Source organism: Pseudomonas sp. E141 (assembly GCF_052659885.1).
The window spans coordinates 1,077,084-1,102,747 of record NZ_CP084024.1; the positions used below are offsets into that span (position 1 = coordinate 1,077,084).

Consider the following 25,664-nt stretch of genomic DNA (forward strand, 5'->3'; position numbering starts at 1 on the left):
TTTCCCCTGTTTAGAATCCATGCAGCGCAAGCACCAGACTTGCATGCATAACAACAAGAAAGGTACTTCTAGATGAATGCGATTTCTCGCCTCGCTACTGTCATTTCTCTTGCTTCCCTGCTTCCCGTCGCAGCATTCCCTGTCAGCGCCCTTGCCGCCGAATCCAAAGGCAGCGTGGAAGTCGTTCACTGGTGGACGTCCGGTGGCGAAAAAGCCGCGGTCGATGTGCTCAAGGCCCAGGTAGAGAAAGACGGCTTTACCTGGAAGGATGGCGCTGTTGCCGGTGGTGGCGGCTCAACTGCCATGACCGTGCTCAAGAGTCGTGCCGTGGCCGGTAACCCACCGGGTGTGGCCCAGATCAAAGGCCCGGACATCCAGGAGTGGGCGTCTACCGGACTGCTCGACACCGACGTCCTGAAAGACGTTGCCAAAGAAGAGAAGTGGGACAGCCTGCTCGACAAGAAAGTCTCCGATACCGTGAAGTACGAAGGTGACTACGTTGCCGTGCCGGTGAACATCCACCGCGTCAACTGGCTGTGGATCAACCCGGAAGTCTTCAAGAAAGCCGGCATCACCAAAAACCCCACCACCCTCGAAGAATTCTACGCCGCCGGCGACAAGCTCAAGGCAGCAGGCTTCATTGCACTGGCCCACGGCGGCCAGCCTTGGCAGGACAGCACGGTGTTCGAAGCCGTGGTGCTCTCGGTCATGGGTGTCGATGGCTACAAGAAAGCCCTGGTCGATCTGGACAACAAAGCCCTGACCGGTCCGGACATGGTCAAGGCGTTGACCGAGCTCAAGAAAGTCGCGACCTACATGGACGTGGACGGCAAGGGGCAGGACTGGAACCTGGAAGCGGCCAAGGTCATCAACGGCAAGGCCGGCATGCAGATCATGGGTGACTGGGCCAAGAGCGAATGGACCGCTGCGAAGAAAGTCGCCGGCAAGGACTACGAGTGCGTAGCTTTCCCGGGGACCGACAAGGCCTTCACCTACAACATCGACTCCCTGGCGGTGTTCAAGCAGAAAGACGAAGGCACCGCGGCCGGTCAGAAGGACATCGCCAAGGTCGTGCTGGGTGAGAACTTCCAGAAAGTCTTCAGCATCAACAAGGGTTCGATCCCGGTGCGCAACGACATGCTGGCCGACATGGCCAAGTACGGTTTCGATTCCTGCGCCCAGACCGCTGCCAAGGACTTCCTGGCGGACGCCAAGTCCGGCGGCCTGCAGCCGAGCATGGCGCACAACATGGCGACCACGTTGGCAGTACAGGGCGCGTTCTTTGACGTGGTGACCAACTTCATCAACGACCCGAAAGCCGACCCAGCCGACGCCGCCAAGAAGCTTGGCGCAGCGGTTCAGTCGGCCAAGTAACCGTTAGCACCGCGACCCCCTGTGGGAGCGAGCCTGTGGGAGCAAGCTCAGCTCCCACACAAGCCCGCTCCCACAAGGGATGCGAGTAGTCTTTTTCTCAAGTACTGGATCTTCCCATGAGTTCTGTTGCTGTGTTCAGCAAGGCCTCGCCGTTCGATGCATTGCAGCGCTGGCTCCCAAAACTGGTGCTGGCGCCGAGCATGTTCATCGTTCTGGTGGGCTTCTACGGTTATATCTTGTGGACGTTTGTTCTGTCGTTCACCACCTCGACCTTTCTGCCGAACTACAAGTGGGCGGGCCTGGCGCAATACGCGCGGCTGTGGGACAACGACCGCTGGTGGGTGGCGAGCAAGAACCTGGCGCTCTTTGGCGGCATGTTCATCGGCATCACCCTGGTGATCGGCGTGCTGCTGGCGGTGTTTCTTGACCAGCGCATTCGTCGTGAAGGTTTCATCCGCACCATTTACCTGTATCCGATGGCGCTCTCGATGATCGTCACCGGTACGGCCTGGAAGTGGTTGCTCAACCCGGGCATGGGCCTGGACAAATTGTTGCGTGACTGGGGCTGGGAAGGTTTTCGCCTGGACTGGCTGATCGACCCGGACCGTGTGGTGTATTGCCTGGTGATCGCCGCAGTGTGGCAGGCCTCGGGTTTCATCATGGCGATGTTCCTGGCCGGCCTGCGTGGGGTGGATCAATCGATCATCCGGGCTGCGCAGATCGATGGCGCGAGCATGCCGCGCATCTACTGGAAAGTGGTGCTGCCGAGCCTGCGTCCGGTGTTCTTCAGCGCCGTAATGATCCTGGCGCACATCGCGATCAAGAGCTTTGACCTGGTGGCGGCGATGACAGCCGGCGGCCCGGGTTACTCCTCTGACCTGCCTGCCATGTTCATGTACTCCTTCACATTCAGTCGCGGCCAGATGGGCATGGGCTCGGCCAGTGCGATTCTGATGCTCGGTGCGATTCTCGCAATCATCGTGCCTTACCTGTACTCCGAGCTGAGGACCAAGCGTCATGACTAGTCTCGCTGCCAAACCTTCCATCAGCCTGAGTCGCATCGCGATCTACGCGGTATTGATCCTTGCTGTATTGCTTTACCTGGTGCCGTTGGTGGTCATGCTGTTGACCAGCTTCAAGACCCCGGAAGACATCAGCACCGGCAACCTGCTGAGCTGGCCGACCGTGGTCACCGGCATCGGCTGGGTCAAGGCCTGGGCCACGGTTGACGGGTATTTCTGGAACTCGATCAAGATCACCGTCCCGGCGGTGCTGATCTCCACCGCGATCGGTGCATTGAACGGCTACGTGTTGTCGATGTGGCGCTTTCGCGGTTCGCAGTTGTTCTTCGGCCTGCTGCTGTTCGGCTGCTTCCTGCCGTTCCAGACCGTCCTGCTGCCGGCTTCGTTCACGCTCGGCAAGATGGGCCTGGCCAGTACCACCACGGGGCTGGTGTTCATACATGTCGTCTACGGCCTGGCGTTCACCACGCTGTTCTTCCGTAACTACTACGTGAGCATTCCCGATGCGCTGGTGAAAGCGGCGCGACTGGACGGTGCGGGTTTCTTCACCATCTTCCGGCGGATCATCCTGCCGATGTCCACCCCGATCATCATGGTCTGCCTGATCTGGCAGTTCACCCAGATCTGGAACGACTTCCTGTTCGGCGTGGTGTTCTCCAGCGGCGATTCGCAGCCCATCACGGTGGCGCTGAACAACTTGGTCAACACCAGTACCGGTGCCAAGGAATACAACGTTGATATGGCGGCGGCGATGATCGCCGGGCTGCCGACCCTGCTGGTCTATGTAGTGGCAGGCAAGTATTTCGTGCGCGGTCTGACGGCCGGCGCAGTCAAGGGGTAATCATGGCAACGCTCGAACTTCGCAATGTAAACAAGACCTATGGTGCCGGCCTGCCGGACACCCTGAAGAACATCGAGTTGTCGATCAAGGACGGTGAGTTCCTGATCCTCGTCGGCCCTTCGGGCTGCGGCAAGTCGACGCTGATGAACTGCATCGCCGGCCTTGAAACCATTACCGGCGGCGCGATCATGATCGGTGACCAGGATGTCAGCGGCATGAGTCCGAAGGATCGCGACATCGCCATGGTGTTCCAGTCCTACGCGCTGTACCCGACCATGAGCGTGCGGGAGAACATCGAGTTCGGTCTGAAGATTCGCAAGATGAGCCAGCCGGCCATCGACGAAGAAGTCACCCGCGTGGCCAAGCTGTTGCAGATCGAACACCTGCTCAACCGTAAGCCCGGCCAGTTGTCCGGTGGCCAGCAACAGCGCGTGGCCATGGGCCGGGCGCTGGCGCGGCGGCCGAAGATCTACCTGTTCGACGAACCGCTGTCCAACCTCGACGCCAAGCTGCGGGTCGAGATGCGCACCGAAATGAAACTGATGCACCAGCGCCTGAAGACCACCACGGTCTACGTCACCCACGACCAGATCGAAGCCATGACCCTGGGCGACAAAGTGGCGGTGATGAAGGACGGCATCATCCAGCAGTTCGGCACGCCGAAAGACATCTACACCAACCCGGCCAACCTGTTCGTGGCGAGCTTCATCGGTTCGCCACCGATGAACTTCATCCCCCTGCGCCTGCAACGCAAGGACGGCCGTCTGCTGGCCTTGCTCGACAGCGGCCAGGCTCGTTGCGAGCTGCCGATGGGCATGCAGGATGCGGGTCTGGAAGACCGTGAAGTGATCCTCGGCCTGCGCCCGGAACAGATCATGCTGGCGGGCAACGAGCCCAATGGTTTGCCGACCATTCGCGCCGAAGTCCAGGTCACCGAACCCACCGGACCGGACACGCTGGTGTTCGTCAACCTGAACGACACCAAGGTCTGCTGCCGCCTGGCGCCGGACGTGGCGCCGCAGGTGGGGGAGACCCTGACGCTGCAATTCGATCCTTCGAAAGTGCTGCTGTTCGACGCCAAGTCCGGCGAACGCCTGGGCGTGGCCGGCCAAGTGCAGACAGATGCCCGGACCGCAAACGTAGCGCAGTTCAAAGGCCGATGAAGAACAAATGGGGGAGGGGGCTTTGCTCCCAAACAAGCTCTCTCCCACAAGGGAGTATGCGGTGAGTGGGGGACCATTCGCCGCAATCGTTGTAAACCGCGTTAGATAAAAACAGTTAATAACAATAAAGACGAGGATGTAGGGATGAAGAAGAACAACAACGCCCGGCGTGTCTGCCAATTGTCCGCTGTTGCGGCGATGATGCTGGCCGGTAGTGCGCACGCGGCCGAGGCTTTCAGCGCCGATTCGCAGTGGATGACGGGCGACTGGGGCGGCGAGCGGACCAGGCTGATCGAGCAAGGTATCGATATCAAGGCTGATTTCGTCGGTGAGATGGGGGCCAATCTCGACGGCGGTTACAACGATGACAAGACTGCGCGTTGGTCCCAGCAGTTTGGCTTGGGTGTAGCCCTCGACCTGGAGAAACTGGCAGGTTGGGGTGATACCACGGCCAAGATTCAATTCACTCGCCGTGACGGTCGCAACATCTCCAACGACCGTATCGGTGATCCACGTGCCGGCACCCTCAGCTCTTCCCAGGAAGTCTGGGGCCGTGGGCAAACCACCCGTCTGACGCAGTTGTGGATCAAGCAGCAGTATTTCGACAGTAAGCTGGATGTCAAAGCCGGTTATTACGGGGTCGGTGAAGATTTCAACAGTTTCCCGTGCGAGTTCCAGAACCTGGCGTTCTGCGGTTCGCAAGCGGGTAACTGGGCAACCGGCATCTGGTACAACTGGCCGATCATGCAGGCGGCGATTCGCGTCAAGTACAACCTCACGCCCGAACTCTATGCGCAGATCGGTGCTTACAACCAGAACCCTTCGCAGCTGGAAAACGGAAACCGCTACAAGCTCAGCGGCAGTGGCACCAAGGGCACGCTCATTCCGGTCGAGTTGGTCTGGTCGCCCAAGCTCAATGGCCTGCCAGGCGAATACCGTATCGGTTACTACAAAAGTACGGCCAAGGCTGACGACGTGCGCGAAGACGACAATGGCCAGGATGCCGCGACAACCGGTAACGCCTACCGCAGCCACAGCAGCAAGGATGGCTACTGGTTCGTGGTGCAGCAACAGCTCACCACCCACAACGGTGATGCATCGCGCGGTCTGAACATTGCGGCCAACGCCACCTTCCATGACAAGGAAACCAACGTCGTCGACAACTACCAGTCGCTGATGTTCGTGTACAAGGGGCCGTTCAATGCGCGTCCTAAAGATGACGTCGGGATTGGTTTCTCCCGCATCCATGTCAACGAAGATGTGAAGAAAAACGCCGAGCTGGTCAACGCGGCCAATGGTGTCAGCGACTACGACGATCCGTTGTTCTCGCCGTTGCGTGGCACCGAATACAACTACGAAATCAACTACGGTTTCCACGTGACCAACTGGCTGACCGTACGCCCTAACCTGCAATACATCACTCATCCGGGTGGTGTGAATGAAGTCGACGACGCGCTGGTCGCCGGTCTGAAAATTCAGTCGGTGTTCTAACGCTGTTGCGATAAGCTCCTCTCTATGTGCGCATATTTGCGGATGGCCAAGGCTGTCCGCTTTTTTTTGCGGAGTGTGCTTGGTTGACGCTGGGCTTGTGGCGAGGGAGCTTGCTCCCGCTGGGTTGCGAAGCGACCCCAAAGCCATTCACTGCGGTGCCTCAGCCAGGCCGCATTTGCCTTGTTTACGACTGCTTCGCAGCCGAGCGGGAGCAAGCTCCCTCGCCACAAAAAATGCGTTGCAAACAGATGAGTAACTCAATGATTTCCAGGACCGCAGCTCATGCATGAGCATCCGCTACAACGCTTTTTCAGATCCTTGCGCGAGCGCCCGGTGTTTGCGTGGGAGCGCTATCAGCAACGTGATGTGTTGGTGATCGATCATCCTCTGTGCCAGGCGGTGTTCAGTCGCCAGGGCGCGCAGCTGTTGCACTTTCAGCCGCGGGGTCAGAAACCCTGGTTGTGGTGTGCGGCCAGGTGGCCACAAGTCGGTGCGATCCGCGGCGGTGTGCCGGTGTGCTGGCCGTGGTATGGCCGTCATCCCAGCGAAAACGCCTGGCCGTCCCATGGCTGGGCACGGTTGATCGACTGGAAACTGCTCGACAGCCGCAGCGATGAAGACGGTGTGCACCTGCACTGGCAGCTCCAGTTGTGCGACTGGCAGGTCGATCTGTACGCCGATCTGGGCGAACGCATGGAATTACGCTTGAGCACCGAGCATCAAGACAGCCTGCCGTGCCAATTGAGCCAGGCTCTGCACGCCTATTGGCGTATTGGTGACGTGGGTGAGATAGCGCTGTCTGGGCTTGAAGGCGCGCTGGGCTACGACCAGTTGAACCGTGCAGCCTGCCAGCAGGAAGGCGATTTGCGGGTCGAGGGCGGTTGTCAGCGGGTGTTCCAGCATGAGGGTGAACTGCAGCTTAAAGACCACGCCTGGCAGCGTGAGCTGTGCATCGACACCGGCGCCAGTGCCGATACCGTGGTGTGGCATCCCGGTGCCCGGCCTTTGCTGGGGGTGAGCTGGGATGAGGTGTCGGAGTTCGTCTGCGTCGAAGCGGCCAGCGGTGGCACTGACAGCCTCTGCCTGGCGCCGGGGGAGCGGGCGCATTTGAGTTTGCAGGCGCGGGTGGGGGCTTAGTTCGGGATCTGGAGTGTTGCTGCTGGCCCCATCGCGAGCAAGCTCGCTCCCACAGGGGGCTTGTGAACGCCAAAGATCCAGTGTGGGAGCGAGCTTGCTCGCGATAGCGGTTTATCAGGCGACAAGATACCCAAGGTCGAATCAGTTGAACTCATCCCCCACCGGATACCGGCTGGCATTGAGGCTTTCCTTGATCTTGCGCAGATGCGGCTGGAAGTCCACACCGCGGCGCAAGGTCATGCCGGTGGCGAGCACGTCCAGCACAGTGAGCTGGATGATCCGCGAGGTCATCGGCATGTAGATGTCGGTGTCTTCGGGCAGCGGGATGTTCAGGCTCAGGGTGCTGGCCTTGGCCAGGGGCGAGCCTTCGGCGGTCAGCCCCAGTACCGACGCGCCGTTCTCCCGGGCGATGCGTGCGACTTCCACCAGCTCGCGGGTACGGCCGGTGTAGGAAATGATCACGAACAGCTCGCCCGTGTGGGCCACTGACGCGATCATCCGCTGCATCAGCACATCGGCGTGGGCGGTCACCGCCAGGTTGAAGCGGAAGAATTTGTGCTGGGCATCCAGCGCCACCGGTGCCGAGGCACCGAGGCCGAAGAAGTGAATCTGCCGGGCCTGGATCAGCAGATCCACGGCACGACTGATCAAATTGGGATCAAGGGCCTGGCAGGCGCTGTCCAATGAGGCAATGGCACTGCCAAAGATTTTCCGGGTGTAGGCTTCCGGGTTGTCGTCGGCCTCCACTGCGCGACTGACGTAAGCGGCGCCGCTGGCCAGGCTTTGGGCCAGTTGCAGCTTGAGTTCCGGGTAGCCGCTGACGCCGAATGAACGGCAGAAGCGGTTGACGGTGGGTTCGCTGACCGAAGCGGCCTGGGCGAGGGCGGCGATGCTGAAGCGGGTGGCCTGCTGTGGGTTGAGCAGGATCACTTCGGCCACTTTGCGTTCTGCCTTGTTCAGGTCTTCAAGGCGACTCTGGATCTGTTCCAGTAAATTTCGCACGCGGTCCATACAAGATTCCTAGAAAGACGGGTCTTTGATACGACCCTTTGCGGTGGCCTATCCTACTGATGGCTCCGGTGTACCACCACTCGGAATCGGTATTTTCGAAAAATGTTGTGGTTATTACTACATTTTTCCTTGAGTGATGCCTTGAAAAAAGGTATTTGTAGCTTAACTTGATAAAAGAACAAACATCATGCATTCGATTACGGTTGAACCGTGCACCTTCGCCTTGTTCGGCGCGTTGGGCGACCTGGCCTTGCGCAAGCTGTTTCCTGCCCTTTATCAGCTCGATGGCGCGGACCTGCTGCACGAGGACACGCGGATCATTGCCCTGGCCCGGGAGCCGGGTAGCGAACAGCAACACCTGGCGTTCATCGCCGCGGAGTTGCGCCGTTACGTGGGCGACAAGGATCTGAACGAGACCGTGGTTGAACGCTTCCTGGGGCGCCTGACTTATCTGCACGTGGATTTCCTCAAGGCCGAGGACTATGTCGCCCTGGCCGAGCAGGCCGGTTCAGCCCAGCAAGTCATTGCCTATTTTGCCACCCCAGCGGCGGTGTATGGAGCGATCTGCGAGAACCTGGCGAAGGTCGGCTTGTGCGAAAACACCCGCGTCGTGCTGGAAAAACCCATCGGCTCGGACCTGGAATCGTCGCGCAAGGTCAACGACGCCGTGGCGCAGTTCTTCCCGGAAAACCGCACCTATCGCATCGACCACTACCTGGGTAAAGAGACGGTCCAGAACCTGATCGCGCTGCGGTTCGCCAACAGCCTGTTCGAAACCCAGTGGAACCAGAATTACATTTCCCATGTGGAAATCACCGTCGCCGAGAAGGTCGGCATCGAAGGCCGCTGGGGCTATTTCGACAAAGCCGGCCAACTGCGCGACATGATCCAGAATCACCTGTTGCAGTTGCTCTGCCTGATTGCCATGGACCCGCCGGCCGACCTGTCCGCCGACAGCATCCGTGACGAGAAGGTCAAAGTGCTCAAGGCCCTGGCGCCCATCAGCCCGGAAGGCCTGACCACCCAGGTGGTGCGCGGCCAGTACATCGCCGGCCACAGCGAGGGCAAGTCGGTGCCGGGTTACCTGGAAGAGCCCAACTCCAACACCCAGAGCGATACCGAAACCTTCGTGGCCCTGCGCGCCGACATTCGCAACTGGCGCTGGGCCGGGGTTCCGTTTTACCTGCGCACCGGCAAGCGTATGCCGCAGAAACTGTCGCAGATCGTCATTCACTTCAAGGAACCGTCCCACTACATCTTCGCCCCCGAGCAGCGCTTGCAGATCAGCAACAAACTGATCATCCGCCTGCAGCCGGACGAAGGGATTTCCTTGCGAGTGATGACCAAGGAGCAAGGCCTGGACAAGGGCATGCAATTGCGCAGCGGTCCGTTGCAACTCAACTTTTCCGACACCTATCGCAGCGCGCGGATTCCCGATGCCTACGAGCGGTTGTTGCTGGAAGTCATGAACGGCAATCAGAACCTGTTTGTCCGTAAAGATGAAATTGAAGCCGCGTGGACGTGGTGTGACCAGTTGATTGCCGGATGGAAGAAATCCGGCGATGCGCCCAAGCCGTATGCGGCCGGGTCCTGGGGGCCAATGAGCTCCATTGCACTGATCACGCGGGATGGGAGGTCATGGTATGGCGATATCTGAAGTGAAACTGCCGCAGGGTGTCAGCGCCCACGAATTCAAAACCCCGGTGCTGCTGGCCGAGGGCTTGGCGTTGAAGGTTGCCGAGCAATTACGCGAGGCCATCGAGGCGCGCGGCACGGCGACCCTGGTGGTCTCCGGCGGTCGCAGCCCCGTGGCGTTTTTCCAGAGCCTGGCCAAACAGGCGCTGGACTGGTCGAGCGTGGTGGTGAGCCTGGCCGACGAGCGTTGGGTGCCGGTTGAGCACGCTGACAGCAACGCCGGTCTGCTCAAGCGTTACCTGCTCCAAGGTGCGGCGGCCAAGGCCCAGTTCCTGAGCCTCTACAGCGCCAGCGCCGACCTGGAAGCCGCAGCCGAGCAGGCCGATCGTTTGCTGGCCGAGCTGCCGCCCATCGACGTACTGATATTGGGCATGGGCGATGACGGGCACACCGCCTCGTTGTTCCCCGACAGTCCGAACCTGGCTCAAGCCTTGGATGCCAATGGTGCTCGCCGCTGCTGGCCGATGCTGGCGCCCACCGTGCCGCACCAGCGCCTGACCATGAGTCGCGCTTTGCTGGCCTCGGCGAAACACAAAGTGCTGTCGATTTCCGGTCAGTCGAAATTGACCACCCTGAACGCTGCGGTGGCCGGTGACAATGTCGCCGAAATGCCGATCCGCGCGTTTTTGCAACCTACGTTAGAGATTTACTGGTGCCCATGAACCAAGGATCAGCCGCTATGACAAACCCATCCCCGACCGTTTCCATGGCGGACAAAGTTACCCTGATCGACAGCCTCTGCGCCAAGGCGCGGATCCTGCCGGTGATCACCATCGCCCGTGAGCAGGACATCCTGCCGCTGGCCGATGCCCTGGCCGCCGGCGGCCTGACGGCGCTGGAAGTGACCTTGCGTTCCCAGTACGGCCTAAAGGCCATCCAGGTGTTGCGCGAGCAACGTCCGGAACTGGTGACCGGAGCCGGTACGGTGCTGGACCGTCATATGCTGGCCGCTGCCGAGGCTGCCGGTTCGCAGTTCATCGTCACCCCAGGCATCACCCGTGATCTGCTGGAAGCCAGCGTCGACAGCCCGATCCCGTTGCTGCCGGGCATCAGCAACGCCTCCGGCATCATGGAAGGCTACGGCCTGGGTTATCGCCGCTTCAAACTGTTCCCGGCGGAAGTCAGCGGCGGTGTCGCGGCCATCAAGGCCCTGGGCGGCCCGTTCGGCGAAGTGAAATTCTGCCCGACCGGCGGCGTAAGCCCGGCCAATATCAAGAGCTACATGGCGTTGAAAAACGTGATGTGCGTGGGCGGTAGCTGGATGCTTGATCCTGAGTGGATCAAGAACGGCGACTGGGCCCGCATCCAGGAGTGCACCGCCGAGGCGCTGGCGCTGCTGGACTGATTGTCTTACCGAACCTTCGTTGGGTGTTCTACGGTTTTACGGTGCGCTTGGTCGGCGCGCCGTTTTTTTTTGCCTGGGTTTTATCGTACCGCGCTGGATGAACGCTGGATTTGTGGCGAGGGAATTATCCCCGCTGGGGCGCGCAGCGGCCCCGAAACCTGACATCTCGGTGCGTCAGATAGGTTAAGTCCTCCTTGCTGGGCTGCTGCGCCGCCCTGCGGGGATAAATCCCCTCGCCACAACTACATTCGGCTCAGGTTAATCAGCGCCGCAGTCAACCGCTCGATATCCTTCGCCAAGGTGATCAACCCTGGGGTAATGCGAATACACGGCCCGACACTGGTGTTGCGCACCACGGTGAAGATCCCGTAGTCATTGAGCAGTCGATCGGCCATCGCCTGTTGATCGGGCTGGGCGCTGAAGCGCATCGACGTGATGCCACAGTACAGGCGCGGATCGTCCGGCGTCATGATTTCGATCCCCGGTACATCACGCACGGCGTTCACCCACAGGTCGCGCAGATAACTGAGCCGCACGCCCTTGGCCGATGCGCCACCCAATGAGCGGTGCTCCTCCAGGACCAAGGGCAGGGTGAGCAAAGCCGGGATATTGGGCGTGCTGTGGGGCGTTCGCGAGCGCACGTCTGCGGCTGGATAATGATCTTCGTCCATGTCCGGGTCGATGTCGGCCAGCCGTTGCGGTGCGATGTATAAAAAGCCCAGGGCCAGCGGCCCGCCGATCCACTTCTGCAGGTTGAACCCGGCGAATTCGATACCGAGCTTCTTCAGATCGAAATCGATCTGGCCCAGGGCGTGGGCACCGTCGAGAATGATATCGACGCCAAACTCACGGGCGGTCTCGGCAATGGCCTGGACCGGCATCACCAGCCCAGTGAGGTGGTTGACGTAGGTCAGCGCCATCAGCTTGAGGCGCGGGTAACGAATGAACGCTTGGCGATAAGTGCCCACCAGGCTTTCGAAACTGGCGGGGTGCGGGTGGACGAGTTCAATCACCTCTACGCCACGCTGCCGGGCCAGCCAGCGCATTGCGCTTTTGACCGACGCGTATTCCAGATCACAGATCAGCACCTGATCGCCAGGCTTGAGACCGTTGTAGTTGCGAATCAGCGTTTGCAGGGCGTCGCCGGCACTGTTGGCCAGCGCTACGCTAGCGGGGGACGCGTGGATCAGTTGCGCCACTTGCTGGCGAATCGCTTCGCCATGGTCCCGGTCGAAATGCTGGCGCACGTACACCGAGTTACCGCGATTGACGAACTCAATATTGCGTTGGTACTCCTCGACCACGGTCCGGGACATGCGGCCGAAGTAGCCGTTTTCCAGATTGAGCGGCCCATTGGGGTCGACATCGTAGCGACCCACAAAAGTTTCCCAGAAAGCTTCATCGTGGGCGCGCAGGGTGTTCTCGGGCATGGCGTGGCTCAATCAATGTTGGGGCTTGGGTTTGCCGTGTTTGGCACGCAGGGGGTCAAGCAGATCCGACAGACCGTTGTGGTCGATCTCCTGCATCAGCGCCAGCAAACCGCCCAGTTCCCCGTGAGGAAAACCCTCGCGAGCGAACCAGTTCAGGTACTGCCCGGGCAGGTCGGCCAGGATTCGGCCTTTGTATTTGCCGAAGGGCATCTGGCGTGTCACCAGCAGTTCGAGCTTTTCCGGGTTCATGGCAGGGGTCTTGATTCAGTCAGCCTGGAAAATACAGGCATTCTGCATGCAGGCCAAATGACAGATCATGCAAAGAACACGGATACAGTTATCGAGCGATTGATTAACTTATTGATTTTTAATGTTTTTATTTGTGATTGCGGCTGGCACGACCGATGCAATATTCCTTGTAGGTTTTTTATTCACCAAGCAAAGGAATTGAAAAATGACCGACATCAACAAAGAATCCATCTCCGTCCTGAACGACCTGATCGAGACCAGCAAAGATGGTCAGGAAGGTTTCAAGACTTGCGCTGAAGACATCAAGCATCCACAACTCAAGGATTTGTTCGTCCAGCGCGCCGCAGACTGCGCTGCCGCCGCGGCTGAGCTGCAAGCTGCCGTACGGGCCCTGGGTGGCGATCCGGAAACTTCCACCAGCGTTGCCGGTGATATGCATCGCCGTTGGGTGGACGTGAAATCCATGTTCACTGGCAAGGACGAAGAAGCAGTGCTCAACGAAGCCGAGCGCGGTGAAGACCATGCCCTTAAGGCTTACAAAGAAGCCATGGAGAAAATCAGCAAGCACAACCTGGTTGGTATTCGCGATCTAGTTGAGCGTCAGTACCATGGCGTGCAGCGCAACCATGACCAGGTAAAAGCCCTGCGTAACCAGGCGCGCGCCAGCTAAACAAGCGCGCTGTACAAAAAAACGCCAGCCTGTCTGGCGTTTTTTTATGCCGATCATGTAACGGTGGCTCTGGACTCAAATACATAGCCAGCTAATAATTGCACCCTCCATCACCCTTTATTGCATCTATCGTTACTGCGTCCCCATAAGAGTTTTTCGCGTGCCCATTACTTTCCAGGCCCTGTTCGCTCCCGACCGCCTCGCTGTGCAATTCGCCATCAAGACCGTGCTTGGTGGCGGCTTGGCGCTTTGGCTGGCCTTGCGCTGGGGCTTGGAGCAGCCTTCATGGGCGTTGATGACCGCGATCATCGTGGCGCAACCGCTGTCCGGGATGGTGGTGCAGAAAGGCTTGGCGCGATTGGTCGGCACCCTGGTGGGCACCGTCATGTCGGTGGTGTTCATGGGGCTGTTTGCTCAGGCACCCTGGTTGTTCCTACTGGCGCTGGCCGTGTGGCTGGGCTTGTGCACGGCTTGCTCCACACTGCTGCGCAGCGCCTGGTCCTATTCGTTCGTGCTGGCCGGGTACACAGTGGCAATCATTGCCTTGCCGGCTATCTCCCATCCGCTGGGGGTGTTCGATCAGGCCGTGGCGCGCTGTACGGAGATCAGTCTGGGCATTGTCTGCGCCACGGCGGCCAGCGCGTTGCTCTGGCCGTTGCGGGTCGAGCGGCAATTGGCCGATCAGGCCCGTGTCGCCTGGCAGAGCGGCATGCAGGCGGCCCGTGCCACCCTGACGGGCGACGCCCAGGCCCGTAAAGGACTGCTGGAAATCCTCGGCAAGATCGTCGCCGTGGACGCCCAGCGTGAACACGCCTGGTTCGAAGGCAGCCTGGGTCGGCAACGGGCTCGGGCCATCAGCGCTCTGAGCCAGAAACTGTTGATGCTGCTGCGCATCTCCCGCTCGGTTCGGCGGCAATGGAAACAACTCGATCCTGAGGAAGCCGAGGCCCTCAAGCCGTGGATGAGCGAGGTGCAACGAGCCCTCGACGCCGACAGCGCGACTCTGCAAGCCTTGCGACCACGGGTGCTGGATGCATCCCACGATCCACTGATCAGCCCGGCGCAAAGTTATTGCCTGGCCCGCTTCGCCTTGTTGCTCGATACCGCCCTGGCTGCCTGCGCAGCCTTGAAGGCGGTGCAAGAGGGCAGGGAGGCGGTGGATCCGCCGCGCACCCTGGCGCCCCATCGTGACCTGCCCCTGGCCATGGTCTTTGGTGCGCGTAGCGCCCTGGCGTTTCTGGCGGTCGCCTGTTTCTGGCTGGCGACTGCCTGGCCCGCCGCCTCAGGCGCGCTGGTGCTCACCTGCGTGGTGTGCAGTCTGTTCGCCAGTCGCGAAAACGGCGCGCAGATCGGCATGAGTTTTCTTCGGGGAATTCTGTTGGCGGTGCCGACGGCGTTTGTCATCGGTGAGATTTTGCTGCCGCAGTGGAGCAGTTTTGCGATGTTGTGCATGGCCATGGGCGTGCCGCTGTTCCTGGGAGCGCTGGGTATGGCCAAGCCGCAGATTTTCGCCACGGCCACCTCGTTCTGTCTGCATTTCGTGGTGCTGATATCGCCGCTCAATGCCATGAAATATGACGTGGCGGCGTTCTTCAACAATGCTCAAGCGATGATGATCGGTGTGGGTGCGGCGGTGTTGGCATTCAACCTGCTGATTCTGCGCGATCCGGCCTGGCATAGCCGGCGCCTGCTGGCCGCCACGCTGGATGATCTGGTTCGCCTGACGCGCCGTAGCCTGCGGGGCGCCGAGAGCTGGTTCGGCGGACGCATGGCTGATCGGCTGTTGCAACTGGCGCGGCATTATCCCGAACTGCCGGTGCCGGCGCGTAGCCGTTGGGATGACGGATTGCTTGGCCTGGACATGGGTGACGAGTTGCTGCACCTGCGTTTGAGTCTGGCCGTCGCCCAAATGCCCGACAACCGGGCCCAGCGCCGTTACTTCGATGCGCTGGAGCAGGTGCTTGAGCGCGGTCCGGCAGTTGATCAGGCCGAAGCACTGGCCCCGGCGAGCGACGAGTTCCTGAAGGTGTTGTCGACGCAACCGCCCGGCGATGCGCTGAAACTGGCCCAGGGTGCGGTGGTGCAATTGCAGAACAGCTGGCGCGCCTGGTGCCGTCAGCACGAACCTGAACAACGGGAGCAGAGCCATGGGCTTGCGTGAGTGGTCGATAGGCGGGGTATTGCTCAGCCCGTTCTTGATTTATGTGGTGCTGGCCTTGCTGGTGACCGGTGGGCTTCGCCTGTTGCTCAGCCTCGTGCCGGCCGGGCGCTGGATCTGGCATGAAGCCTTGTTCGACTGCGCCCTGTATGTCTGTGTCCTGACTGTTATTACCGTGGTCCTCGGACCGCTATAAGGAGTTGAACATGCGTACTTCCGTACGTGTTGCCGTCACGCTGAGCGTGGTGGCCGTGGCGATCTTCGCCGGGTTTCATCTGTGGCAGTACTACATGCTCACGCCCTGGACCCGGGATGCGCGGATTCGCGCCGACGTGGTGGTGATCGCCCCCGACGTGTCAGGTTGGGTGCGCGAGCTCAAGGCGGTGGATAACCAGCAGGTCAAGGCCGGCGATGTATTGCTGAGCATCGACCGCGAACGTTTCGAGGCCGCGCTGGAGAAAGCTCGGGCGGTGGTCCAGACCCGGCAGCAGCAACTGAGTTTGCGTGAACACGAAGCCAGTCGACGCGCCGCTCTGGGGCCCCAGGCTATCAGCGCCGAGTTGCGGGAAAACGCCCAGATCAACGCCGGCATCGCCCGGGGCGAACTGCGCGAGGCCCAGGCCGAGGCCAAGGTCGCCGAACTCAACCTGGCCCGCAGCCAGGTCCTGGCCCCACGGGGTGGCCATATCACCAACCTGCGCCTGGCCGAGGGCAACTACGTGAATGCCGGGCAACCGGTCATGGCGCTGATCGACGATTCAACGTTTTATGTGCAGGCCTATTTCGAAGAAACCAAACTGCCCAGGATCCGCGTGGGCGATCCGGTCAAGGTCTGGTTGATGAGCGCCGGTCATGCCCTGCAAGGCCACGTCGAAAGCATCAGCCGCGGCATCACCGACCGCAATACCAATCCCGATGCGCAGTTGCTGGCGGAGGTCGAGCCGACCTTCAATTGGGTGCGCCTGGCCCAGCGGATTCCGGTGCGGATCAAGCTGGACAAGGTGCCAGAAGGGGTAAACCTGAGCGCGGGGATGACGGCGAGCGTGCAGGTGCGTGAAGACCCGCAATAACCTTTGTGGCGAGGGGATTTATCGAAACGTCGCACCGCCCCGCTGGGGCGCGAAGCGGCCCCAATATCTCAAGACCTCTGAGGTGTGTCTGCCCGAGCGCAGGGGGCTGCTTCGCAGCCCAGCGGGGATAAATCCCCTCGCCACAGGTCATTCACTTTAGATAGTGGTAATCAGCCGACGGTGATCGCCGGCAGCGTCGGCAAGGTCACGGTCTGTTGCTTGCGTGGCGCGAGGATTTCCGCTTCGCCGTCCACCACCAGCTCGTCGCGCTGATTGAACACGCGAGTGGCAATGCGTACGCGAAACTTCGGCAGTTTCTCTAGGATCTCCAGGCGCACGGTCAGGGTGTCGCCAATCTTCACCGGCTTCTGGAAACTCATCTGCTGGCCGATATAGATGGTGCCCGGCCCAGGCAGCTCGCAGGCCACCGCCGCGCTGATCAGCGCACCGCTGAACATGCCATGGGCGATGCGCTCCTTGAACATGCTCGCCGCAGCGAATTCGGCATCCAGGTGCACCGGGTTGTGATCGCCCGACATGGCGGCGAACAGCTGGATGTCGCGCTCTTCGACGGTCTTGCTGTAGCTGGCGGTCTGACCGACTTCGAGGGCTTCGTAGGGGATGTTGGTAACCTGGGTCATCTATCAAATCCTGTGACGAGTAAAGGAAAACGCTGCAAACCTATTCGCTGCGTGGCGGTCGCTTGTGACTCAGGGCCTGGGCAATCCAGGCCAGCACGTCGGCCGTCACTTCATCGCGGTTGGTTTCATTGAACAGTTCGTGCCGGGCTTGCGGGTAAATCGTCAATTGCAAGTGCTGGCTGCCGGCGCCGCGCAGGGCGTCGGCCAGATCCTTGAGACGTTTGCCTTCACTCACCGGATCACATTCACCGCCGATCACCAGCAGGGGCAGGCCCGGATCGATCTGGGCGAGATTGGACGCTTTGCTGATCTGCTGCAACCCGCCGAGCAGGTCGACCCACAACTGATTGGTGCAACGAAAGCCGCACAGCGGGTCGTGGAGGTACTTGTCGACCTCGGCCGGGTCGCGGCTGAGCCAGTCGAAGGGGGTACGCGTGGGTTTGAATTTCTTATTGAAACTGCCGAAGGACAGCCACTCGATCAGGGCGCTGCGGCCCTTTGGGCCCTGGCGCATGCGCTCGAAACAGGCGATCAGGCGCGCGGCACGATAGAGCGCCACGGGCTGGAAATTCGAACCGCTGAGAATCGCCCCGTGCAGACTGGCACTGTGATGCAACAGGTAACCCTGGGCGATGTAGCTGCCCATGCTGTGACCCAGCAATACAATGGGAACATCGGGGTGTTGCTGGCCGATGTGTTGATTGAGGCTGGCCAGGTCGCCGACCACCTTGGCCCAGCCATCCTCGTCGGCAAAATGGCCAAGCGTCGCTGCTTCGCCGGTTTTGCCATGGCCGCGCAGGTCCGGCGCGTAGACACCGTAGCCTGCATCGCACAGCGCCCGGGCCAGACGCGCGTAGCGGCCGCTGTGTTCGGCCATGCCGTGGGCCAGCATGATCACCGCTTCAGGGGCGGTTTCAGGCAGCCACTGATTGACGAACAGGCGGGTGTGGTCGGTGGCGGTGAGCATGAACGTTTGGTGGATCATGGTCATTCCTTTACTCACGGGCATACACAAGGGCAAACACAGCGTCGCTGCATTGTATAGCGCATCCGTTGCGTCTCGCCTGATCAAGTCACGTTACGTTACGTCGTGGCAGGTAGATTCACACAATCTATGAAGCAGGTTGCCATATTTGCCTGATTGGCCATAGCTGCTAGTGTCCCAAGAGCACCGCCTGTGCAAGAGCCACAGAAGCGGCCCGGACACGTTCAGGTAAAGAGGATAAAAACAATGCAGCCTGATTTCTGGAATGACAAACGCCCGGCCGGCGTGCCCCTGGACATTGACGTGGGGGCCTACAAATCGGTGATCGAGGTGTTCGAGCGTTCCTGCAAGAAATTCGCCGACCGTCCGGCGTTCAGCAACATGGGGGTTACCCTGACCTATGCCGAACTCGAGCGCTACAGCGCTGCCTTCGCCGGCTACCTGCAAGCCCATACCGACCTGGCGCCTGGCGATCGTATCGCGGTGCAGATGCCCAATGTCCTGCAATACCCCATCGCCGTGTTCGGTGCCTTGCGCGCCGGGCTGATCGTGGTCAACACCAACCCGTTGTATACCCCGCGGGAAATGCGCCACCAGTTCAAGGACTCCGGCGCCCGGGCACTGGTGTACATGAACCTGTTCGGACAGAAAGTCCAGGAGGTGCTGCCTGACACCGATCTGCAGTATCTCATCGAGGCGAAGATGGGCGACCTGATGCCCACTGCCAAGGGCTGGCTGGTCAATACGCTGGTGAGCAAGGTCAAGAAGATGGTCCCTGACTATTCGCTGCCCCAGGCCGTTTCCTTCAAGAGCACGTTGCGCCTGGGGCGGGGCCATGGCATCAAACCGCTGAAAGTCAGCCTCGAGGACATCGCGGTGCTGCAATACACCGGCGGCACCACCGGCCTTGCCAAGGGAGCGATGCTGACCCATGGCAACCTGGTAGCGAACATGCAGCAGGCCCGGGCATGCCTGGGCCAGTTCGGCGACGACGGCCAACCGTTGCTGCGCGAAGGCCAGGAGGTGATGATCGCGCCGCTGCCGCTGTACCACATCTATGCCTTCACGGCGAATTGCATGTGCATGATGGTCACCGGCAACCACAACGTGCTGATCACCAACCCGCGGGACATCGGTGGCTTTATCAAGGAGCTGAAGAATTGGCGTTTTTCGGCGCTGCTGGGGCTCAACACGCTGTTCGTGGCGCTGATGGACCATCCGGATTTCAAGACCCTGGATTTCTCCAGCCTCAAACTCACCAACTCCGGTGGCACTGCGCTGGTCAAGGCCACCGCCGAGCGTTGGGAACAGCTCACCGGCTGCCGGATCACCGAAGGCTATGGCCTGACCGAAACCTCGCCGGTGGCCTGCACCAACCCCTACGGCACCAAGTCCCGGCTGGGCACGGTGGGGCTGCCGGTGCCGGGCACGCTCATGAAAGTGGTCAGCGACGACGGCGCCGAACAGCCATTGGGTGAGCGCGGTGAGTTGTGCATCAAGGGCCCGCAAATCATGAAAGGCTACTGGAACAAACCCGAAGCCACCGCCGAGGTGCTGGACAGCGAAGGCTGGTTCAAATCCGGTGACATCGCGGTGATCGACCCGGACGGTTTCGTGCGCATCGTCGATCGCAAGAAAGACATGATCATCGTCTCGGGTTTCAACGTATACCCCAACGAAATCGAAGACGTGGTGATGGCCCATCCGAAAGTTGCCAACTGCGCGGTGATCGGTGTGCCGGACGAACGTTCGGGGGAGGCGGTGAAACTGTTCGTGGTGCCACGCGAGACGGGCGTCAGCCTTGAAGAGCTCAAGGCTTACTGCAAGGAGAACTTCACCGGCTACAAGATACCCAAGCACATCGTGCTGCGAGAGTCGTTGCCGATGACGCCAGTGGGCAAGATATTGCGGCGGGAGTTGCGGGATATCGCCTGAGGCCAGCCATCCTTTGGAATAAACCCTGTGGGAGCGAGCCTGCTCGCGATGGCGGTGTATCAGTGACAGAGATGTCGACTGAGGCGCCGCCATCGCGAGCAGGCTCGCTCCCACGGTTTTTATGTATTCGCAGTGATTAACCAGTGCCTAGTATTTTTACTCTAAAAATGACCACTGAATATTCTTGAGTCATATTTATGACTGTAGGGGCCACTTTTGGCTCTAGGCGACCCTTGGCAAAGCTGCTACTCTCGGCGCGCTTTTGTGACTTCTCGGCGTTGAATTAGGCCAGATTCACCAATAAACACACACCAATAATAATCGCATCAAATGCGGTGAGAATTCGCGTTGCTGAGGAGTGGGCTTCCATGATCGAAGACTTTTGGAAGGATAAGTACCCAGCTGGGATTGCTGCCGACATCAATCCAGACGAGTATCCGAATATTCAGGCGGTGTTGAAGCAGTCCTGCCAACGCTTCGCCGACAAGCCGGCATTCAGCAACCTGGGCAAGACAATTACCTACGGGGAACTGTATGAATTGTCCGGTGCCTTTGCTGCGTATCTGCAACAGCATACCGACTTGCAGCCTGGCGATCGAATCGCCGTGCAACTGCCCAACGTTCTCCAGTACCCGGTTGCCGTGTTCGGTGCGATTCGCGCCGGCCTGATCGTGGTCAACACCAACCCGCTGTACACCGCGCGGGAAATGGAACACCAGTTCAACGACTCCGGCGCCAAGGCGCTGGTGTGCCTGGCGAACATGGCGCACCTGGCCGAGGCTGTGGTGCCCAAGACGGGCGTCAAGCATGTGATCGTCACCGAAGTTGCCGATCTGCTGCCGCCACTCAAGCGTCTGCTGATCAACAGCGTGATCAAGTACGTCAAGAAGATGGTCCCCGCTTATCACTTGCCCAAGGCCATCAAGTTCAACGATGTGCTGAGCAAGGGCCACGGCCAGCCAGTGACCGAAGCCAACCCCACCAGTGACGACGTGGCCGTGTTGCAGTACACCGGCGGCACCACTGGCGTGGCCAAGGGCGCGATGCTGACCCATCGCAACCTGGTGGCGAACATGTTGCAGTGCAAGGCACTGATGGGGTCCAACCTCAACGAAGGTTGCGAGGTCCTGATCACACCGCTGCCGCTGTATCACATCTACGCTTTCACCTTCCATTGCATGGCGATGATGCTGATCGGCAACCACAATATCCTGATCAGCAACCCGCGCGACCTCCCGGCGATGGTCAAGGAACTGTCGAAGTGGAAGTTCAGCGGTTTTGTCGGCCTCAACACGTTGTTCGTGGCCCTGTGCAACAACGAAGCCTTCCGCAACCTGGATTTCTCGGCAATGAAGGTGACGTTGTCCGGTGGCATGGCCCTGCAACTGGCGGCGGCCGAGCGCTGGAAAGCGGTTACCGGCTGCCCGATCTGCGAAGGTTACGGCATGACCGAAACCAGTCCGGTCGCCACGGTCAACCCGATCCAGAAAATCCAGATTGGCACCATCGGCATTCCGGTGCCGTCGACGCTGTGCAAGATTATCAATGACGCCGGCGAAGAACTGCCATTGGGCGAAATCGGTGAACTGTGTGTGAAAGGTCCACAGGTCATGAAGGGCTACTGGCAGCGCCAGGACGCCACCGACGAGATCCTCGACAGCGAAGGCTGGCTCAAGACCGGCGATATCGCGCTGATCCAGCCGGACGGCTACATGCGCATCGTCGATCGCAAGAAAGACATGATCCTGATCTCCGGTTTCAACGTATACCCCAACGAGCTGGAAGACGTGCTGGCGACCTTGCCGGGCGTCCTGCAGTGCGCGGCCATCGGTGTACCGGACGAAAAATCCGGCGAGGCAATCAAGATTTTCATTGTGCCCCGCCCGGGTGTCACGCTGACCAAAGAGCAGGTGATGGAACACATGCGCGCCAACGTCACGGGCTACAAAGTGCCCAAGGCGGTGGAATTCCGCGACGCGCTGCCGACCACCAACGTGGGCAAGATCCTGCGACGCGAGTTGCGTGATGAAGAACTGAAGAAGTTGGGTCTGAAGAAGTAAAACCGCTGCCAATAAAAAGCCCCGCCAGTGCGGGGCTTTCTATTACGCGGCAATTCTGGGGCGTGGCAGCTGTTGTGGCGAGGGAGCTTGCTCCCGCTGGGCTGCGCAGCAGCCCCTCCGATCCAACTGATCCACTGCAAGGGGCCGCTACGCGTCCAGCGGGAGCAAGCTCCCTCGCCACAATAGCGCCTCTGCGCCACCCACCTGTGTAGAGCGTTACAACCGAAACTGCGCAAAATCCAGGTTAGTGCCACCCGGGCGCATGTCCTGCAGGTACGAATCCTTGTCGGCGCTCAGCTCCAGGCTCAGGGCCGCCTTGCGCTTGCCCTGGTTGCGTACTTCCAGGCCTTCCATTTTTTCGCGCAGGAACACGGTCGGCACCTTCAGGTGCAGCAGCTCATCGGTGGCCGGCGTGTGCAGCAGCAGGTGAATCCATTCGTACTGACCGATGGCCAGGCGTGCCACCGGGATATCGAACCAGAAGATGTTGCGGTTGCGGTTCAATTCGCTGAAGTGGCAGTTATTGACGCCCAGTACGGCGCCGCCCAGTTCCTGGTTTCTGCGGGCGATGGCCTGCTTTTTATCGAGTTTCATAACGTTCCTACGAGATTGGAGCTTCAGGTCGCAGCCTGAATACGTGGGGCATTCTCGGGGGTGGATCGGCAAACATAAAGCGCAACCTGCATCTGACGATGAAATGCGCTGCTGAAAAAATGAAACTCCCCGCAAACGGCCTCGGTCAACCCTTATGTAATGACTTTTCGTACAGTTGTTCACAGGAGAGACATCATGGGTAGCACGAGCGATAAAGTGAAGGGCGTTGCCAACGAAGCCGTCGGCAACATCAAGCAAGGCGTCGGCAAGGCCACCGACAATGACCGCATGCGCGCTGAGGGCGTGGTCCAGGAGAAAAAAGGTGAGGTTCAGCAAAACGTGGGCAAGGCCAAGGACGCAGTCAAGAAAGGCGTTGACGAGGCATAACCGGCCTGTTGAATAACCGATTGGAACGGCCATCCGCGGGTGGCCGTTGTCATGTCTGCTCGAACTTGCACCGGGGAAATTGTTCCAAAGTCGCCAAACAGGTTACTTTTGTCTTGGATAGCAACCCCGAGAGTCGCCAGGCGACCTTCCTTTTTTGCGGCGAAAGGAGACGCACATGATGTTCCCGGCCTTGAAAGGCTTGCCCTTGCATCGTGTGATGATGCGCACCGTGACCGAGTTTCTCGACGACGAGATGTCGACCTACGCCTCGGCATTGGCCTACCAGATGCTGTTTTCGCTGTTCCCCTTCATTCTGTTCCTGATCGCACTGATCGGTTTCCTGCATTTGCCGGACTTCTTCTCCTGGCTGCGCCTGCAATCGGAGCTGGTGTTGCCACCCCAGGCCCTGGAGCAGGTCAACCCGGTGATCGACCAGCTTCAGCAATCCAAGGGGGGGTTGTTGTCGGTGGGTATCGTCATTGCGTTGTGGACTGCCTCGGCCGGTGTCCGGTTGATGATGAGTGCGATGAACGCCGCCTACGATGTGGTAGAGGGCCGTCCGATCTGGAAGCGCTTCCCGCTGTCGATTTTCTACACCATCGGCATCGCCGGCATGTTGTTGGCCGCCGCGGCGCTGATGGTGCTCGGGCCGCAGGTGATGGGCTGGATCGCGGCCCAGGTCGGGCTGGAGGAGTTCATCGTCACACTCTGGACCATCGTGCGCTGGCCGGTGATCGTGTTTTTGCTGATGGTGGCCGTGGCGTTGATCTATTACGTGATGCCTGACGTCAAACAGGAGTTTCGCTTTATTACACCGGGGTCGGTGCTGGCGGTGGTGGTGTGGATCATCGCGTCCCTGGGCTTTGCGTTTTACGTCAAGACCTTCGCCAACTACAACGCCATGTATGGCAGTATCGGCGCGATCATCGTGCTGTTGCTGTACTTCTACATTTCTTCGGCGGTGCTGTTGCTCGGTGCGGAGATGAACGCGGTGATCGAGCACATGTCCGCCGAGGGCAAGGACCGTGGTGAAAAGAGCCCGGGCGAGCACGAAAAACAGCATGTGTCGGGCCTGGGCCGTGACCATTCCATTCCTCACCCCCACACTGACGAAACCTGACCATGATTCGTGAAATCCTGAAAATGGGCGACGAACGCCTACTGCGTATTGCCCCGCCGGTGCCGCCGGAAATGTTCGACAGCCCAGAGTTGTGGCAGTTGATCGACGACATGTTCCAGACCATGGAAAGTGTGGGCGGCGTCGGCCTGGCCGCGCCGCAGATCGGTGTCGACCTGCAACTGGTGATCTTTGGCTTCGAGCACAGCGAGCGTTACCCGGACGCCGAGGCGGTGCCCCAGACGATCCTGATCAACCCGCTGATTACGCCGTTGGGCCCACTGATGGAGGAGGGGTTCGAGGGCTGCTTGTCGGTGCCGGGCCTGCGCGGTGCGGTCGATCGCTATCAACACATTCGCTACGAAGGCTTTGACCCCAAAGGCGAAGCCATTGTGCGCACGGCCTCGGGCTTTCATGCGCGGGTAGTGCAGCATGAGTGCGACCACCTGATCGGGCGGCTGTACCCCTCGCGCATCACCGATTTCAGTAAGTTCGGCTTTACCGAGGTCATGTTTCCGGACCTGGACCCGGCGGCGGACGACTAGCCTACGCAAACCCTCTGTGGGAGCGAGCCTGCTCGCGATAGCGGTGAGTCAGCTATGAAGCTGTTGACTGACACGCCGCTATCGCGAGCAGGCTCGCTCCCACATTGGATTGTGATGCGCTTCAGGAGAGTGTTTTAGGCTCCATCCCCATCGCAATCATCGGCTTGCTGCGCGCATAGCGACTCAGGCGCTCGGCCATCGCATAAGGCAGCACGGGGTCGAAGCTGAACCCCAGCCGCTCATAAAAGCCGCGCAAATCAGGATGGCAGAACAACCAGACCGGTCCTTCCACGCCTTTCACCGCTTCGTCGATCAAGCGCGCCGCGATCCCCTGCATGCGATACGTCGGGTCGACAAACAACCCCGTCAGCCAATGCCCACCCGACACCGCTCGCAAGCACAGGGCCGCGATGATTTCATCCTGCCGCGCCACCCACAACTGCGCTTCACGCACCGCTTTCATTGAAGATTGGTGGGCGCGATAAAACTTGTTCATCAGCGGCCACAAGGGTTCGTCGAGCCGCGTGTAGTGGATTTGGGACATGGCAAAGTCAGGGGGCGGTGAAGGGGAGGGTGATTATAAAAGAACATGTCTGCGGCGATAGGTGTATACCTGACTTCACATCCCGTATGAGTGGAGTACGTATCATGGCCAAAGGCATGGATTCAAAAAAAGCGGCAAAGAAAAAACCGGCGAAGACCGCCGATGAAAAGCGCGCCGACAAAAAGGCCAAGAAGGTGAAT

Annotated in this window: 25 protein-coding genes; 18 read left to right on the plus strand and 7 right to left on the minus strand. The window is 59.9% G+C overall.

Features of this window, described 5'->3' with window-relative positions; genetic code table 11:
- Positions 1-72 precede the first annotated feature (72 nt).
- The 6 genes from GKKCFE_RS04860 to GKKCFE_RS04885 all read left to right on the plus strand — a co-directional run bounded on the left by GKKCFE_RS04860 (position 73) and on the right by GKKCFE_RS04885 (position 7,028).
- On the plus strand, positions 73-1,374 hold the full coding sequence (locus GKKCFE_RS04860; RefSeq protein WP_047228362.1) for an ABC transporter substrate-binding protein: 1,302 nt from the start codon (positions 73-75) through the stop codon (positions 1,372-1,374).
- 116 nt (positions 1,375-1,490) lie between these two features.
- On the plus strand, positions 1,491-2,399 hold the full coding sequence (locus GKKCFE_RS04865) for a carbohydrate ABC transporter permease (protein WP_047228361.1): 909 nt from the start codon (positions 1,491-1,493) through the stop codon (positions 2,397-2,399).
- On the plus strand, positions 2,392-3,237 hold the full coding sequence (locus tag GKKCFE_RS04870; protein WP_047228360.1) for a carbohydrate ABC transporter permease: 846 nt from the start codon (positions 2,392-2,394) through the stop codon (positions 3,235-3,237). Before GKKCFE_RS04865 ends, GKKCFE_RS04870 begins: the two co-directional genes overlap by 8 nt.
- A 2-nt stretch (positions 3,238-3,239) precedes the next feature.
- Positions 3,240-4,400 (plus strand): ABC transporter ATP-binding protein, encoded by a 1,161-nt coding sequence (locus GKKCFE_RS04875; protein WP_047228359.1) that lies wholly within the window; start codon positions 3,240-3,242, stop codon positions 4,398-4,400.
- A gap of 144 nt (positions 4,401-4,544) precedes the next feature.
- The gene (locus tag GKKCFE_RS04880; protein WP_173407306.1) at positions 4,545-5,891 is read left to right on the plus strand and encodes a carbohydrate porin; all 1,347 of its coding nucleotides are present in this window, start codon (positions 4,545-4,547) and stop codon (positions 5,889-5,891) included.
- Positions 5,892-6,173: 282 nt separating this feature from the next.
- Complete coding sequence (locus GKKCFE_RS04885; protein WP_445577546.1) at positions 6,174-7,028, plus strand: D-hexose-6-phosphate mutarotase; 855 nt, start codon at positions 6,174-6,176, stop codon at positions 7,026-7,028.
- Positions 7,029-7,169: 141 nt separating this feature from the next.
- Here GKKCFE_RS04885 and GKKCFE_RS04890 read toward each other — a convergent pair whose 3' ends face one another.
- Positions 7,170-8,030: a MurR/RpiR family transcriptional regulator gene (locus GKKCFE_RS04890; protein WP_171061416.1), complete on the minus strand. Its 861-nt coding sequence runs from the start codon at positions 8,028-8,030 to the stop codon at positions 7,170-7,172.
- 196 nt (positions 8,031-8,226) lie between these two features.
- On the opposite strand from GKKCFE_RS04890, the gene zwf reads away from it, so the two are divergent.
- The 3 genes from zwf to GKKCFE_RS04905 are packed head-to-tail and all read left to right on the plus strand — an operon-like array spanning position 8,227 to position 11,079.
- Positions 8,227-9,696 (plus strand): glucose-6-phosphate dehydrogenase, encoded by a 1,470-nt coding sequence (gene zwf, locus GKKCFE_RS04895; RefSeq protein ID WP_047228356.1) that lies wholly within the window; start codon positions 8,227-8,229, stop codon positions 9,694-9,696.
- A complete protein-coding gene (gene pgl, locus GKKCFE_RS04900; protein WP_274090910.1) occupies positions 9,683-10,396 on the plus strand; it encodes a 6-phosphogluconolactonase in 714 nt (237 codons plus the stop codon). Before zwf ends, pgl begins: the two co-directional genes overlap by 14 nt.
- Positions 10,397-10,413: 17 nt before the next feature.
- Positions 10,414-11,079, plus strand: coding sequence for a bifunctional 4-hydroxy-2-oxoglutarate aldolase/2-dehydro-3-deoxy-phosphogluconate aldolase (locus GKKCFE_RS04905; RefSeq protein ID WP_047228354.1), 666 nt, complete (start codon positions 10,414-10,416; stop codon positions 11,077-11,079).
- A 242-nt stretch (positions 11,080-11,321) separates the two neighbouring features.
- Here the strand turns inward: GKKCFE_RS04905 and GKKCFE_RS04910 are convergent, their stop codons facing one another.
- Positions 11,322-12,509, minus strand: coding sequence for an aminotransferase class V-fold PLP-dependent enzyme (locus GKKCFE_RS04910; RefSeq protein ID WP_281459479.1), 1,188 nt, complete (start codon positions 12,507-12,509; stop codon positions 11,322-11,324).
- Positions 12,510-12,521: 12 nt separating this feature from the next.
- Positions 12,522-12,758 carry a DUF3820 family protein gene (locus GKKCFE_RS04915; protein ID WP_047228352.1) on the minus strand — a complete coding sequence of 79 codons (237 nt, stop codon included), beginning with the start codon at positions 12,756-12,758 and terminating at the stop codon, positions 12,522-12,524.
- Positions 12,759-12,963: 205 nt separating this feature from the next.
- Between GKKCFE_RS04915 and GKKCFE_RS04920 the strand changes: the two genes are divergently transcribed.
- From GKKCFE_RS04920 to GKKCFE_RS04935, 4 genes are all read left to right on the plus strand, one after another.
- Positions 12,964-13,428, plus strand: a complete 465-nt coding sequence (locus tag GKKCFE_RS04920) for a ferritin-like domain-containing protein (RefSeq protein WP_047228351.1) — start codon at positions 12,964-12,966, stop codon at positions 13,426-13,428.
- A gap of 160 nt (positions 13,429-13,588) precedes the next feature.
- Positions 13,589-15,589 carry an FUSC family protein gene (locus GKKCFE_RS04925; protein WP_445577547.1) on the plus strand — a complete coding sequence of 667 codons (2,001 nt, stop codon included), beginning with the start codon at positions 13,589-13,591 and terminating at the stop codon, positions 15,587-15,589.
- On the plus strand, positions 15,576-15,782 hold the full coding sequence (locus GKKCFE_RS04930) for a DUF1656 domain-containing protein (protein WP_047228349.1): 207 nt from the start codon (positions 15,576-15,578) through the stop codon (positions 15,780-15,782). Before GKKCFE_RS04925 ends, GKKCFE_RS04930 begins: the two co-directional genes overlap by 14 nt.
- A 10-nt stretch (positions 15,783-15,792) precedes the next feature.
- Complete coding sequence (locus GKKCFE_RS04935) at positions 15,793-16,656, plus strand: efflux RND transporter periplasmic adaptor subunit (RefSeq protein WP_173407302.1); 864 nt, start codon at positions 15,793-15,795, stop codon at positions 16,654-16,656.
- A gap of 170 nt (positions 16,657-16,826) precedes the next feature.
- On the opposite strand, the gene GKKCFE_RS04940 is transcribed toward GKKCFE_RS04935, so the two are convergent.
- A complete protein-coding gene (locus GKKCFE_RS04940) occupies positions 16,827-17,297 on the minus strand; it encodes a MaoC family dehydratase (protein WP_003184579.1) in 471 nt (156 codons plus the stop codon).
- 40 nt (positions 17,298-17,337) lie between these two features.
- Entirely contained in the window at positions 17,338-18,282 is a 945-nt protein-coding gene (locus GKKCFE_RS04945) for an alpha/beta hydrolase (RefSeq protein WP_445577548.1), read from the minus strand.
- Positions 18,283-18,528: 246 nt separating this feature from the next.
- Here GKKCFE_RS04945 and fadD2 point away from each other — a divergent pair, with 246 nt between their 5' ends.
- Positions 18,529-20,217 carry a long-chain-fatty-acid--CoA ligase FadD2 gene (gene fadD2, locus GKKCFE_RS04950; RefSeq protein WP_047228346.1) on the plus strand — a complete coding sequence of 563 codons (1,689 nt, stop codon included), beginning with the start codon at positions 18,529-18,531 and terminating at the stop codon, positions 20,215-20,217.
- Between the two features lie 368 nt (positions 20,218-20,585).
- A complete protein-coding gene (gene fadD1, locus GKKCFE_RS04955) occupies positions 20,586-22,277 on the plus strand; it encodes a long-chain-fatty-acid--CoA ligase FadD1 (protein ID WP_173407301.1) in 1,692 nt (563 codons plus the stop codon).
- Between the two features lie 216 nt (positions 22,278-22,493).
- Here the strand turns inward: fadD1 and GKKCFE_RS04960 are convergent, their stop codons facing one another.
- Positions 22,494-22,871: a hypothetical protein gene (locus GKKCFE_RS04960; protein ID WP_030139341.1), complete on the minus strand. Its 378-nt coding sequence runs from the start codon at positions 22,869-22,871 to the stop codon at positions 22,494-22,496.
- Between the two features lie 195 nt (positions 22,872-23,066).
- On the opposite strand from GKKCFE_RS04960, the gene GKKCFE_RS04965 reads away from it, so the two are divergent.
- The 3 genes from GKKCFE_RS04965 to def all read left to right on the plus strand — a co-directional run bounded on the left by GKKCFE_RS04965 (position 23,067) and on the right by def (position 24,920).
- Positions 23,067-23,258, plus strand: a complete 192-nt coding sequence (locus GKKCFE_RS04965; RefSeq protein ID WP_047228344.1) for a CsbD family protein — start codon at positions 23,067-23,069, stop codon at positions 23,256-23,258.
- A 175-nt stretch (positions 23,259-23,433) separates the two neighbouring features.
- Positions 23,434-24,378, plus strand: coding sequence for a YihY/virulence factor BrkB family protein (locus GKKCFE_RS04970; RefSeq protein ID WP_047228343.1), 945 nt, complete (start codon positions 23,434-23,436; stop codon positions 24,376-24,378).
- Between the two features lie 2 nt (positions 24,379-24,380).
- Entirely contained in the window at positions 24,381-24,920 is a 540-nt protein-coding gene (gene def / locus GKKCFE_RS04975; RefSeq protein WP_047228342.1) for a peptide deformylase, read from the plus strand.
- 121 nt (positions 24,921-25,041) lie between these two features.
- Here the strand turns inward: def and GKKCFE_RS04980 are convergent, their stop codons facing one another.
- Positions 25,042-25,464, minus strand: coding sequence for a GNAT family N-acetyltransferase (locus tag GKKCFE_RS04980; RefSeq protein ID WP_047228341.1), 423 nt, complete (start codon positions 25,462-25,464; stop codon positions 25,042-25,044).
- Between the last annotated feature and the right edge of the window lie 200 nt (positions 25,465-25,664).